Source organism: Blastomonas aquatica, assembly GCF_014639875.1.
In the GTDB taxonomy this organism is placed as follows: domain Bacteria; phylum Pseudomonadota; class Alphaproteobacteria; order Sphingomonadales; family Sphingomonadaceae; genus Blastomonas; species Blastomonas aquatica.
The window spans coordinates 239,120-251,584 of record NZ_BMGD01000003.1 but is presented as its reverse complement, the minus strand read 5'-3'; the positions used below and the strand labels follow the sequence as shown (position 1 = coordinate 251,584).

Below are 12,465 nucleotides of genomic sequence, written 5' to 3'. Positions count from 1 at the left end.
AGAATATACACTCGTTTCCGCCCGTCAAAACGCGGGCAAAGTTGAAGGTTTGAGACCCATGAGCATCGAAGTCAAAGTCCCCGTCCTGGGTGAATCGATCAGCGAAGCCACCATCGGCGAGTGGCTGAAGCAGCCCGGCGAGGCGGTCGCTGCCGATGAGCCGATTGCCAGCCTCGAGACCGACAAGGTCGCGGTCGAAGTCCCCGCCCCGTCGGCTGGCGTGATGGGCCAGCACATCTTTTCGGCCGGCGACACCGTGCAGGTCGGATCGATCCTGACCACGATCGAAGAATCGGGTGCAGCCGTCGCCAGAGATGCAGGCGAACAGCAGCCAGCGATCGCAAAAAGTGAGGCTGCCCCTGCTCCCTCCGCCGCGAAGGCCGATCCCGCGCCCGCCGCCTCCTCGCCCGCCCCGGCCCCATCGGGCGAGCCCGTCAGCCTGTCGCCCGCGGTGCGCCGTCTGGTGCTCGAGCATGGGCTCGACCCCACAGGCATCAAGGGTACCGGCAAGGATGGCCGCCTGACCAAGGAAGACGTGCTTGCTGCGGCTGAAACCGCCAAGGCCGCGCCTGCCCCGGCAGCCGCTCCCGCACCCGCCGCCAAGCCTGCCACCAGCAGCGAAGCCGGTCGCGAGACCGAGCGCGTGCGCATGACACGCATCCGCCAGACGATCGCGCGCCGCCTGAAGGAAGCGCAGGACACCGCCGCGATGCTGACAACGTTCAACGATGTCGACATGACTGCGGTGATCGAGGCGCGCGCCAAGTACAAGGACCTGTTCGAAAAGAAGCACGGCATCCGGCTGGGCTTCATGGGCTTCTTCGCCAAGGCCGCGTGCCTGGCATTGAAGGACGTGCCGTCGGTCAATGCGCAGATCGAAGGCGATGAGATCGTCTATCACAACTATGCCGACATCTCGGTCGCGGTCAGCGCGCCCAACGGCCTTGTCGTTCCGGTGATCCGTAACGCCGAGACGCTGTCGTTTGCCGGCATCGAAAAGACCATCGCCGACTTCGGCAAGCGCGCCAAGGACGGCACGCTCAAGATGGACGAGATGATGGGCGGCACATTCACTATCTCGAACGGCGGCGTGTTCGGTTCGCTGATGTCGACCCCGATCATCAACCCCCCGCAGAGCGCCGTCCTCGGCCTCCACCGCATCGACCAGCGTCCTGTCGTGATGCCCGATGGCTCGATCGCTGCACGTCCGATGATGTATCTAGCTTTGTCCTATGATCACCGCCTGATCGATGGCCGCGAGGCTGTAACCTTCCTGGTGCGGATCAAGGAAGCGATCGAGGATCCCACGCGTTTGCTGATTGATCTTTAAACCAGTTCAACTGTTCTCCGGCGAAAGCCGGAGCCCAGGGGTCAGATTGCACTGTAGCCGCTCTGGATTCCGGCTTTCACCGGACAACGAACGGGAGAGTAACCACGAAACCGGGCTGGGTCTATCTGATGGCGAGCAAACGCAACGGAACGCTCTATTTGGGCGTGACCAGCAATCTGCCATATCGGGCTTGGCAACACAGGACTGGGCAGATCGAGGGTTTCACCAAAAAATATCGTTGCCATATGCTGGTATGGTACGAACACTTTGACGACATTCAGGACGCAAGAGCCTGCGAGTATCGAATGAAGACATGGAAGCGTGACTGGAAGATTGCGTTGATCGAGAAGGACAATCCGGTCTGGCGTGACCTTTATCCAGATCTGAATCGCTAGAAGCCCGTTCTCCGGCGAAAGCCGGAGCCCAGGAGTCGGATTGCACTATCGTCGCCCTGGATTCCGGCTTTCGCCGGAAAACGATAAGAATACGAAAGTTCGGAGTTTGAATATGGCTGACTATGATTTCGACGTTCTGGTGATCGGTTCAGGGCCCGGTGGTTATGTCGCCGCGATCCGTGCGGCGCAATTGGGGCTCAAGACCGCGTGCGTCGAGAGCCGCGAGACGCTGGGCGGCACCTGCCTCAACGTCGGCTGCATCCCGTCCAAGGCGATGCTGCACGCCTCCGAACTGTTCGAGGAGGCGGCCAGCGGCAAGCTCGCCAAATTGGGCATCAAGGGAACGGTCGAGCTCGACCTCGAAACCATGCACGCGCAGCGCCGCGAGGCCGTAAAGGGCCTGACCGGCGGCATCGCGTTCCTGTTCAAGAAGAACAAGGTAGAGTGGATCAAGGGCCGCGCCGCGTTCACCGGCACCGACACCGTTGATGTCGGTGGCAAGAGCTATCGCGCCAAGAACATCGTCATCGCCACCGGATCGTCGGTTACCCCGCTGCCCGGAATCACGGTCGACAATGACAAGCAGATCATCGTCGATTCGACCGGTGCGCTCGAGCTTGCCAAGGTACCCGGCCATATGGTCGTGGTCGGCGGCGGTATCATCGGGCTCGAATTGGGTTCGGTTTGGAAGCGCCTGGGGGCCAAGGTCACCGTGGTGGAATATCTCGACATGATCCTGCCCGGCATGGACGGTGAAATCCGCAAGGAATCGCTCAAGCTGTTCAAGAAGCAGGGCCTCGAGTTCAAGCTCTCGACCAAGGTCACCAGCGCTGAGGTCAACGGCAACAAGGCGCATCTCTCGGTTGAGCCTTCGACTGGCGGCGATGCCGAGACGATCGAAGCCGATGTCGTGCTGGTCTCGATCGGTCGCCGTCCCAATACCGACGGGCTCGCGCTCGACAAGGCCGGCCTTGCGGTCAACGGCCGCGGCCAGGTCGAGATCGAGCGTGATTTTAGCACTTCGGTCCCTGGGATCTGGGCAATCGGAGATGTTGTTCCCGGTCCGATGCTCGCGCACAAGGCCGAGGACGAAGGCATCGCGGTCGCAGAGAACATCGCGGGCCTGACGGGAATCGTGAACCACGACATCATCCCCAGCGTCGTCTACACGATGCCCGAGATCGCAGGCGTGGGCCTGACCGAAGAGCAGGCTCGCGAGAAGGGCGAAATCAAGGTCGGCAAGTTCCCGATGATGGCGAACTCGCGCGCCAAGACCAACCACGAAGGCGATGGCATGGTCAAGGTGATCGCCGATGCCAAGACCGACCGCGTGCTGGGCGTGTGGATCATCGCCTCGCTCGGCGGCACGATGATCGCCCAGGCCGCCCAGGCGATGGAATTCGGCGGAACATCCGAAGACATCGCCTACACTTGCCACGCGCACCCGACGCACAGCGAAGCGCTCAAGGAAGCCGCGATGGCGGTGCAGGGCAAGCCGATCCATATTTGATCTGCAGGACGGCCCCTTTCCCTTAATAGCCCTCCCCCTTGATGGGGGAGGGCGGGGTGGGGGTGTTCTCTCCGGCTTGCACGAATGCCTGCGCGGTTGCTCCCAGCCGCACCCTCACCGCCGCGCCTAGGCAGCAAGCTGCCAGGTCCGCGTCTCTCCCGTGGAGAGAGCAGATCGCGCATGAAATCGCCGCCCTGATCAACTACAGCCCGGCTATGACCATGCCTCTCCCTTCCCGCCTGCGGTAGACGAGAGTTCGTGAAGCACCAGCCCTTACTCCCTTCGTCATGCTGAACTTGTTTCAGCACCCATCCCACGTCTGGGCCGGGTTCGAGCGAGAGGAGAAATGGGCCCTGAAACACGTTCAGGGTGACGGTATAGTTGGCATTTGGGTCGTCACAGTCCCTCGGACAGCTTTGGTCTGATAGACGGGTTGCTGCAGATCGCACGTGAAATTTTCACCCCGATCCACTAAAGCCGCTCCCCATGATCACCCCCCTCCCCGCGTTCGACTTCGGCACCATTCTCGGCGCGCTCGACATGTTCGGGATCGCGGTGTTCGCTGCCTCGGGCGCGCTGGCGGCGGCGGCCAAGCGGCAGACCTTCGTCACTTTCACCTTCTTTGCGTTGGTTACCGGTGTCGGGGGTGGGACGGTGCGTGATCTGCTGATCGGTGCTCCGGTGTTCTGGATCGTGAACTCCAGCGTGCTGGTTGTCGTGTTGACCGTGTCCGGACTGCTTTGGGTCACGCCGCAACGCTGGTGGCAGGGCAAGATGCTTGATTGGTTCGATGCGGCGGGCCTGGGGGCGTACGGCGTATTCGGCGCGGCGAAGGCGCTGCAATACGGCGTCGATCCACTTCCTGCGGTGATGATGGGGGTGATCACCGCGTGCGTAGGCGGCATCATCCGCGATGTTCTGGCAGGCGAGCCGTCGATCATCCTGCGCCCTGAACTGTACGTAACCGCCGCAGCACTGGCATCGGGGCTGTATGTCGGTCTGCGAATGATCGAGGTCGATCGCCCGGTGGCGGCGATCATCGCGGCAGTGGCAGGGTTCGTGCTGCGGGGAATGGCAATCCGCTACAACATCGGCCTTCCGGGGTATCGCGGCCGCAGCCCCGACGGCTAGGCCACGGCGTTTCCCGCTTGACCGGATTACCCCTGCGGCGTGCGAAGGGGCAAAGCGCGCCGCAGGGGTTGTTCCCGGATGCAGGTGGCTAAAGCCAACCGCCTCCGGTAAAGCGAAGTTTATTCAGGCGGAAAAGGGTTTCCGTCCTGGTCATACGCGTAGCTATCGTCCCCCTGATACGGTGGCACATAAGACTGATCGCCGGGATCACCGAAACCCTGACCTTGACCGCCCAGCGGACCAGCGCCCCAGGCGCCATTGGCGCGGTTGAAGCGGACATAGTCGATGCGGCCGAAGCTGATGCCGCAGGTGAAGCTATCGACGCCCTGGTTGCGCGATCCGATCAGGCCTTCGACCCGCCAGCCATTGCCTTCGCGCACCACATTGTCGATCCGTTCGATCCGTGAACCAAGGCCCGATTGCGCCGCCGCCGCTGCACCACACTGGTTCGACGCGGAGCGAACATCATCGTTATAGCTGTAGCGATCGTTGGGGCCGTTACGGTTTCGGCTGGAATTGCTGGCCGCGCTGGCCACCGCTGCGATACCGCCGATAATCAGCGCGCCAGCAAGAATATCGCCGCCGCTGATGCCGCGGTTGCGGCCGCGCCACCCACGATTGCGCCAGCCGCCGCGCCACTGCTCGGCCTGCTCGTCGCCCTGATCCCATGCCAGATCGGCGAGCGCGCTGTCATCACCCGCGCTGCTGCCGAGACCAGTTGCGACCGGTGCAGCCATGGCGGGGGCCATTCCTGTCACCAGCATTGCGCCCGCAGCGCCCAGACCTGTCAGTGCTTTCAACATATCCCATGCCTTTCAAGTATCTGGCCAAGGCGCAGCGCGCTGTTCCCTAGTTTAGCTGTTTGTTTAGGCGGTTCAGCCTGTCGCCACGCTGAACCGCCCGGGAGCCGGATGCGCACATGCGTGCTCAGCGAAAGTTGCCGAGTCCGCTCAGACGCACATCACGCACCCTGCCCCGATCCACGATGCAATCGAAATTCCCCCGGTTAAGCCTGACACGATAGCCGCGCGGCTGTTCGACCACGACCCGACCGCGGACGCGATATCCAAAGCGGGTGTCATTGACCCGGCGGATATCCGTCACCTGGCCGAAGCGGCCATAGCGGCGCAAATCGGTCTGCACAGCGCGGGTGCACTGGTTCACCGCCTGATTGGGCGCTCCGCGGCCGAAACCGGGGCCACCGCGCCACTGCGCATCGGCAGGGGTAACAAAAAAGGTGGCGGAGCCGATGGCGGCGAGGCCGAGAATTATTTTTCCGAACATCAAAGTCTCCTCCGTCTGGTCCGTTCGCCGACCTGCTCGGCGTCACAAGGGAAGATATAGCGATTCGGCGGTGTGGAGAGCCTGAATTGATATGACAGCTTTTGTTCAGCTAACCAGCCATCTAGATGAATATGGTCGCAATGAACCCCAGCACTGCAGCCGCACTCAGCACCTCTGCGACCGAACGCCTGAGCACAAGCAGATGTACTCCGGCGATCAGGCCAAGCGCCATCGCCAATCCATCGAATGTGGTGATGTCGGGCCAGTAAAGCCGCACCACGCCGAGCCGCCGTTCGGTCACGCTGCCGAACAGCACGTGCAACGCAAACCACAGACTCAAATTGGCGATGACACCGACCACCGCTGCGGTGATCGCAGCCAGTGCGCCCGTCAGCCCCCGCGCGTTCTGCAGCCGGTCGATCCATGGCGCGAAGGTGAATATCCACAAAAAGCAAGGCGTGAAGGTCACCCACAAAGTGAGCAGAGCACCAAGGGCCCCTGCCAGCAGCGGCGTGAACGGCGCGGCATCACGATAGGCGGCGAGAAAGCCGACGAACTGCGTGACCAGGATCAGCGGTCCCGGCGTGGTCTCGGCCAATCCCAGTCCATCAGCCATTTCGCCCGGCTGCAGCCAGCCAAAGCCCTGCACCGCCTCCTGCGCCATGTAAGCGAGCACCGCATAAGCCCCACCAAAAGTAACGACCGCAAGCTGCGAGAAGAACAGCCCGATATCCATCAGAACATGGTCGCCGCCCAGGACTATCCACACCGCGAACAGCGGCAGTGCCCACAGCATCGCCCAGACCGCGATCGTGTGCGCGGTGGCGCGCATAGCGGGGCGCGCCGTCCGGACAGGGTCAGCGGGAACGGCTTGCAGCTTCAGCCAGCTGGGCGTCAGCGATGCCACGATGCCCCCCGCCGCCGCGGCGCCCAGCAGCACGAGCGGAAACGGCAGATCGAGGAAGAACAGGCCGACAAAGGCAAGCCCTGCCAGGCCCTGCTTGAACAGGCTGTCGAGTGCGCGCCGGGCCATCCGGATCAGCGCCTGCAGCACAACCGCGAGCACCGCTGCCTTGATCCCCAGGAAGATCGCCGCGAACCAGTCCAGCCCGGCGGCGTAGGCATAGAGGACCGACAGTGCCAGGATGATGGCGACACCGGGCAGCAGGAACAGCAGCCCCGCCGCCAGCCCGCCGCGCACCCCGTACAATCGCCAGCCAGCATAGGTCGCCAGTTGCTGCGCCTCGGGCCCCGGCAGCAAGTGGCAGAAATTGAGTGCGTGGAGGAACTGCGGCTCGCCGATCCAGCCGCGCTTTTCGACCAGCTCGCTGTGCATCAGCGCGATCTGCCCCGCCGGCCCGCCGAAGCTGAGCAGCCCAATACGCGCGAAGACGCGCACCAGGTCGGCAAAGCTCGGCTTCTCGGCACCGTCCATCGGCCCCATGTCAGTCACCCCCGCAGACGCAGGGGTCCCGCTAAGAATGGCGCATTGTGCGACCTAGCGGGATTTCTGCGGGCGCGGGACTGACGATCGAAACCATCTGACGACATTACTCCCCTGCGACCTTCAACCCGGTAAAGTTCGCCAGAAAAGCGTAGATGTCTGAGAATTCCTCGATGATCTTGTCGGTCGGCTTGCCCGATCCATGGCCTGCGCGGGTTTCGATGCGGATCAGGTGCGGCTTGTCGCCGGCCTCGGTTGCCTGCAGCCGGGCGGTATACTTGAAGCTGTGGCCGGGCACCACGCGGTCGTCGGTGTCGGCGGTCGAGACTATGACGGCGGGATAATCTGCCTTGCGGATCGTGTGATACGGCGAGTACCGGATCAGTGTCTGGAAGTCGGCCTCCTTATTGGGATAGCCGTAATCATCGACCCAATAGCGCCCCGCAGTAAATCGATCGAACCGCAGCATATCCATCACGCCCACCGCAGCATGCGCCGCCGCGAACAGATCGGGGCGCTGGTTGACCACTGCGCCCACGAGAAGCCCGCCGTTCGAGCGGCCCTCGATCGCCAGCTGATCCTTGCCGGTGACGCCTTCGGCGATCAGATACTCACCTGCCGCGATGAAGTCGTCAAACACGTTCTGCTTGTTGGCGAGCCGCCCGGCATCGTGCCACGCCTTGCCGTATTCGCCGCCACCGCGCAGGCTGGCCTGGGCATACACCCCGCCCTGCTCGAGCCACGCCAGCCGTGTCGGCGAGAAGCCGGGGGTCAGCGAGATGTTGAAGCCGCCATAGCCATAGAGCAGCGTCGGCGCAGGGCCGGTGACGCTCTTCTTTTTGACGATGAACATCGGCACCTTGGTGCCATCCTTGCTTGCATAGAACCGCTGCTCGACGGTGTAGTCGTCGGGGTTGAACGCGAGTTTTGGCTCGGCCCATGGCGTCACCTGGCCCGAGGTCAGGTCATAGCGATAGATCGTCGTGGGACGGTTGAAGCTGGAATAGGAGAAGAAGGTTTCGGTCGAATCCAGGTCGCCATCGAACCCGCCAACCGATCCGATCCCCGGCAACGGAAGCTCGCCCATCGGCTTGCCAGCAAGGTCAAACAGCTTCACGACGTTGCGCGCGTCCTGCAGATAATTGACCACCAGCCGGCCGCCGACCACCGACGCGCCCGAAATTACCGACTCGCCTTCGGCAACCACGGTGTCCAGAGCGCTTTCGCTGCCGGTGATCGCCATCGATACGATCCGCAGCCGCGGCGCATCCTTGTTGGTGACGAAATAGATCCGCCCACCCGACATGCCGATCATGCTCCAGTCGTTGAGCAGGTCGGGCACGATCACCCGGCGGGTCTCATCGCCGTTCAGCCCGATCATCGTCAGCCGGTAGCGCTCGTCGGTGCCCGAGGAGGATGTGACCAGCAGGAAGCTGCCGTCGTCCGCGACCTGCGCAACGTGGTTGAGCTGCGGCTCCTCGGGAGTTGCATAGATCAGAGGGTCATCCGCCTGCGGCGTGCCCAAAAGGTGGTAGCGGATTTCCTGATCGGTGTTGAGCGATTGAAACTCGCCTTCCTTGTCCGGCTCAGGGAAGCGCGAGTAATAGAACCCCTGCCCCACCTTGTCCCACTCGAGGGCGGAGAACTTCACCCACTTGATTTCGTCGTCCATCGTCTTGCCGGTGGCGACATCGAGCACCTTGACGGTGCGCCAGTCGCTGCCACCATCCTGGATCGAATAGATCAGCTTGGTCCCGTCCTTGCTCGGCACCCAGGAATCGAGCGCGGTCGCGCCATCCTTGGCCCAGGCATTGGGGTCGATCAGCACCCGCTCGGCGCCGTCCTTCCCATCCTTGACATACAGCACCGCCTGGTTCTGCAGGCCCGAATTGCGGGTGAAGAAATAGCGGTCCCCGGCGACCTCGGGAACGCCTGTGCGGGCATAGTCATACAGCGCACGCATCCGGCTGGCGAGTTGCTCGCGGCCTGGCACCGTCTCCAGATACGCGTCGGTGACCTTGTTCTGTGCTTCGACCCAGGCGGCGACCTTGGGGTCGACGCGGACATCATTTTCCAGCCAGCGATACGGATCTTGCACCTTGACGCCGAACTGCTCGTCGACCGTTCCAACGGTTTCGGTGGTGGGATAAGCGACGGGGCTGCCCAGAGCGAAAACCGGGGCGAAAAATGTCATGGCTGCAGTTCCCAGCAAGGCGGCAAAAATGGCGCGTGTGCGCATCGGCGATCCTCTATGATATTGATTGGATGATCGAAATCAGAGGCCAAGTTTAGCATCCGTCGCCTGTCTGGCAATGCTCGATAGCTGCCGACGACAACCCGGACGGGCCAAATTCAACTGTTGTTTGATCGAAACCCTCGCCGACCCGGGGTGATTGGTTCTAGACCACTCGGCTCGCTGGCCTGATCGATACCCTGCCGTTGCCGCCGACGTATTGTTGCCCATCGCTTGGAGCGATAAAGTTCACCATCCGCCTCGCGCATCAGCGATTCCAGCGAGACTGCTCCCTTGCAACCATGCGCGCTGCCGACGCTGGCGGTAACAGCGATCTGCTGGTCGCGATAATGATAGGGCAACGAAAGCACTGATAACACCGAGCGTTTCAACGCCTCGCTATCACTATCTGTCTCCACCAGCAACGCGAACTCATCGCCCCCCAGCCGAGCTACACTGCTGGCATCGGAGCACAATGTCGCTAGCCGCTGACCCGCCTGGATGAGGATGGAATCCCCTGCCGCATGGCCGAACCGGTCATTGGCTTCCTTGAAGCCATCCAGATCGATCATGACCATCGTGATTGAAGATGGCGGGTCGGATCCGGTGGACAACGCAGCAAATTTCGTGCGGAACGCCCGGCGATTGGCAAGTCCGGTCAACGGGTCGGTTTCGGACAAGACTTTCAGCTCGTGTCGCAACACAAGGCCCTTGACGATTTCCTTGAAGCTGCTGACGATCAGCATCAAGGTCAACAACGAGACGATCGTGAAACATATCGCCATTGCCTGAATACCGATGTCTGCCGACTGGATCATGATGGTTATCATCGGCGTCAATGCGACAACCATCACTCCGATGGCAGCGCGCGGCATGCTGGTCAGGCAGACCGCCCCGACGAAGGTGATCATCAAGATGAACACCGGGGCGAGCACCCGGCGTGCCTCGCTTGTGTCGTAATAGGAATCGACCGTCCAAAGACCGCCGACGAGCCCCATCGCAATCGCGATCCAGGTGGTGGACCGCAGGTACCGGCGCACCTGAGCGATCGGCAGCACCTCAGATCTGCGACGGTACCATGCGTAGCAGCGCACACAGCCGATCAGCACAAATCCGCCTGGTAGCAGGACGTGGTACATCAGGCTGACTGTACTACCCGAAGCAGTACCGGCGATGACTGCAACGACGGCAATGGAAAAGTACAGGATCGGGACGATCGCGCCGATCCGCGAATATTGCAACTGAGCCAATTCATCACGCAGTGAGGGGGGAAGGTTCCCGCCATCGGTAGCGTCCTTCGCCCGCTGCCAGAAGGCGCGGATCAACTGGATCAGGCGACCGACGATGTTTCATCTCCGCGAAATTGCCGTACGATAGAATAACCGTTGCAGAATTGAGTGAAGGATGAATTAATCCACAAGGCGAACACCATCGAACCGCTCACCCAGAAATGGCTTCGTGGCGAATTTGTCACGTCCCGCCTCTCCAAGTCTTGGCGACTGATACGCGGTGCTTGCCCGGTCTGGCAACACCCCCTAGAACTGTAGGGCTGAAATGCCGGAGGAGTTGCCACCCCCGCCTCTGCGGACCTGGACCAACATGAACAGACTGATACGTGCCGGAGCAAAATTCAGGCACGACCTTTATCTTGGCTATGGCCTGGCCGTCATGTCGTTTGCTGCAGCTTTGCTGCTGCGTCGTGAGCTCAGTGACATTCTCCCGCCGGGATTTCCCTATCTGACCTTCTTCCCTGCGGTCATCGTCACCACCTTTTTTGCCGGCCTATGGCCAGGATTGCTGTGCGCGGTCCTGTCCGGCCTGGCATCCTGGTATTTTTTCATTCCACCGTTCGACAGCTTCGGCATAGACACCGCGAGCGCAATCACGCTCGGATTCTACGTCTTCATCGTAACTGTCGACATAACGCTGATCCATCTGATGCACAGCGCTGCGGACGAACTGCGAGATGAAAAGCGGGTTACCGAGGCTTTGTATGACCAGCAACGCACAATGTTCCAGGAACTCCAGCACCGCGTTGCCAACAACATGGCGTTCGTCGCGGCGCTGCTGCACCTGCAAAAGCGCAAGGTGACCGCCGACCCCGCCTCCGCTGGCAGCGCGCTCGATGAAGCCCAGAGCCGTATCGAGACGATGTCGCGGATCCACCGACGGCTGTATGACCCCGCATCGCTCGATTTGCCCGTGGCACAGTATTTTCAGGAAATCTGCTCCGACCTTTTGCAGGCAACCGGCGCGCGCAACATCGTGTGCCTCGTAAACATGCCAGCGATCACGCTGGACATCGCCCGGCTGACCACGCTGTCGCTGCTCGTCACCGAATTGGTGACCAACAGCTTGAAACATGCCTTCAGCGACAATGGTGGCACAATCACCTTGGAATTAGAGCAACCAGATTCCGCGCACCTGACGCTGACGGTCAGCGACAATGGTCGCGGGCTGCCCCAGGGCGAAGATGCAACCAACAGCAAGGGATTGGGCACCCACATCGTCCAGTCGCTGGCAGCGCAGCTGGGCGGCGAGATCAAGGCTATCGCCAATCCGGGTTCGGGCGCTGCCTGGCGGGTGGAGTTTGCGGTATAACCTTCAGTTTGCGAGCGCGGGGTCTAGCTCGGCAATAGGCTGAATCGGATCGGCCAGGGTAATCTGGTCGAGGATCACCGCGGTTTCATCGCGCACCTTGAGCATCAGCGCGCGCAGCCGACATTCGTCTTCGGCCAGACAGTTCTTGCACTTTTCATAGGCATATCGGCTGGCACACGGAACCAGGGCAAGCGATCCGCTGGTAATGCGTACGATATCGCCATAGCGGATGTCGATCGGTGCCAAACCCAGGCTATAGCCCCCGTCCTTGCCTCGCTGAGAATGCACGAGACCAGCGCGCGCCATTTCCGACAGGATCACGGTCAGGAACTTGGGCGGAATGTTCTGCGCCTGTGCGATATCCTCCAGATGCACCAGTCCCTCGCCGTAATGATCGGCAAGGTGCTGCAACGCACGGATGGTATAACGGACTTTCTGGCTGAGCATGGTCCAGTTGGACTACGCGGAGCGAGCGAGTTTTTCAATGCATTTGGTAGAGTGGGGACTCCTGGCCTGATCAGCCCCCAATGGGATCGA

At 61.6% G+C, this 12,465-nt stretch carries 11 protein-coding genes; 5 read left to right on the top strand and 6 right to left on the bottom strand.

Features of this window, described 5'->3' with window-relative positions; genetic code table 11:
* The first annotated feature begins 58 nt into the window (after positions 1-58).
* The 4 genes from odhB (at position 59) to IEW00_RS09210 (ending at position 4,366) form a co-directional block, all read left to right on the top strand.
* Positions 59-1,330: a 2-oxoglutarate dehydrogenase complex dihydrolipoyllysine-residue succinyltransferase gene (gene odhB, locus IEW00_RS09225; protein WP_188514114.1), complete on the top strand. Its 1,272-nt coding sequence runs from the start codon at positions 59-61 to the stop codon at positions 1,328-1,330.
* A gap of 125 nt (positions 1,331-1,455) precedes the next feature.
* The gene (locus tag IEW00_RS09220; RefSeq protein ID WP_268235815.1) at positions 1,456-1,725 is read left to right on the top strand and encodes a GIY-YIG nuclease family protein; all 270 of its coding nucleotides are present in this window, start codon (positions 1,456-1,458) and stop codon (positions 1,723-1,725) included.
* A 112-nt stretch (positions 1,726-1,837) separates the two neighbouring features.
* Positions 1,838-3,235 carry a dihydrolipoyl dehydrogenase gene (gene lpdA, locus IEW00_RS09215; protein ID WP_188514112.1) on the top strand — a complete coding sequence of 466 codons (1,398 nt, stop codon included), beginning with the start codon at positions 1,838-1,840 and terminating at the stop codon, positions 3,233-3,235.
* Between the two features lie 486 nt (positions 3,236-3,721).
* A complete protein-coding gene (locus IEW00_RS09210; protein ID WP_188514111.1) occupies positions 3,722-4,366 on the top strand; it encodes a trimeric intracellular cation channel family protein in 645 nt (214 codons plus the stop codon).
* Between the two features lie 119 nt (positions 4,367-4,485).
* Here IEW00_RS09210 and IEW00_RS09205 read toward each other — a convergent pair whose 3' ends face one another.
* The 5 genes from IEW00_RS09205 to IEW00_RS09185 form a co-directional block, all read right to left on the bottom strand.
* Positions 4,486-5,169: a hypothetical protein gene (locus tag IEW00_RS09205; protein ID WP_188514110.1), complete on the bottom strand. Its 684-nt coding sequence runs from the start codon at positions 5,167-5,169 to the stop codon at positions 4,486-4,488.
* Positions 5,170-5,293: 124 nt separating this feature from the next.
* Positions 5,294-5,650 carry a hypothetical protein gene (locus IEW00_RS09200; protein WP_188514109.1) on the bottom strand — a complete coding sequence of 119 codons (357 nt, stop codon included), beginning with the start codon at positions 5,648-5,650 and terminating at the stop codon, positions 5,294-5,296.
* A gap of 121 nt (positions 5,651-5,771) precedes the next feature.
* Positions 5,772-7,094, bottom strand: coding sequence for a chromate efflux transporter (chrA, locus tag IEW00_RS09195; RefSeq protein WP_188514568.1), 1,323 nt, complete (start codon positions 7,092-7,094; stop codon positions 5,772-5,774).
* A 106-nt stretch (positions 7,095-7,200) separates the two neighbouring features.
* A complete protein-coding gene (locus tag IEW00_RS09190) occupies positions 7,201-9,288 on the bottom strand; it encodes a prolyl oligopeptidase family serine peptidase (RefSeq protein ID WP_229736926.1) in 2,088 nt (695 codons plus the stop codon).
* 158 nt (positions 9,289-9,446) lie between these two features.
* Positions 9,447-10,652, bottom strand: a complete 1,206-nt coding sequence (locus tag IEW00_RS09185) for a GGDEF domain-containing protein (protein WP_188514107.1) — start codon at positions 10,650-10,652, stop codon at positions 9,447-9,449.
* Between the two features lie 274 nt (positions 10,653-10,926).
* On the opposite strand from IEW00_RS09185, the gene IEW00_RS09180 reads away from it, so the two are divergent.
* On the top strand, positions 10,927-11,928 hold the full coding sequence (locus tag IEW00_RS09180) for a sensor histidine kinase (protein ID WP_188514106.1): 1,002 nt from the start codon (positions 10,927-10,929) through the stop codon (positions 11,926-11,928).
* 3 nt (positions 11,929-11,931) lie between these two features.
* On the opposite strand, the gene IEW00_RS09175 is transcribed toward IEW00_RS09180, so the two are convergent.
* Entirely contained in the window at positions 11,932-12,375 is a 444-nt protein-coding gene (locus IEW00_RS09175) for an RrF2 family transcriptional regulator (RefSeq protein ID WP_188514105.1), read from the bottom strand.
* Positions 12,376-12,465 lie beyond the last annotated feature (90 nt).

Bases quoted from the DNA above. Each gene is read 5' to 3' on its own strand.
- IEW00_RS09175 (WP_188514105.1), bottom strand. From the start codon at position 12,375: ATGCTCAGCCAGAAAGTCCGTTATACCATCCGTGCGTTGCAGCACCTT.
- IEW00_RS09180 (WP_188514106.1), top strand. From the start codon at position 10,927: ATGAACAGACTGATACGTGCCGGAGCAAAATTCAGGCACGACCTTTAT.
- IEW00_RS09210 (WP_188514111.1), top strand. From the start codon at position 3,722: ATGATCACCCCCCTCCCCGCGTTCGACTTCGGCACCATTCTCGGCGCG.
- chrA (WP_188514568.1), bottom strand. From the start codon at position 7,094: ATGGGGCCGATGGACGGTGCCGAGAAGCCGAGCTTTGCCGACCTGGTG.
- lpdA (WP_188514112.1), top strand. From the start codon at position 1,838: ATGGCTGACTATGATTTCGACGTTCTGGTGATCGGTTCAGGGCCCGGT.
- IEW00_RS09205 (WP_188514110.1), bottom strand. From the start codon at position 5,169: ATGTTGAAAGCACTGACAGGTCTGGGCGCTGCGGGCGCAATGCTGGTG.
- IEW00_RS09190 (WP_229736926.1), bottom strand. From the start codon at position 9,288: ATGACATTTTTCGCCCCGGTTTTCGCTCTGGGCAGCCCCGTCGCTTAT.
- IEW00_RS09200 (WP_188514109.1), bottom strand. From the start codon at position 5,650: ATGTTCGGAAAAATAATTCTCGGCCTCGCCGCCATCGGCTCCGCCACC.
- odhB (WP_188514114.1), top strand. From the start codon at position 59: ATGAGCATCGAAGTCAAAGTCCCCGTCCTGGGTGAATCGATCAGCGAA.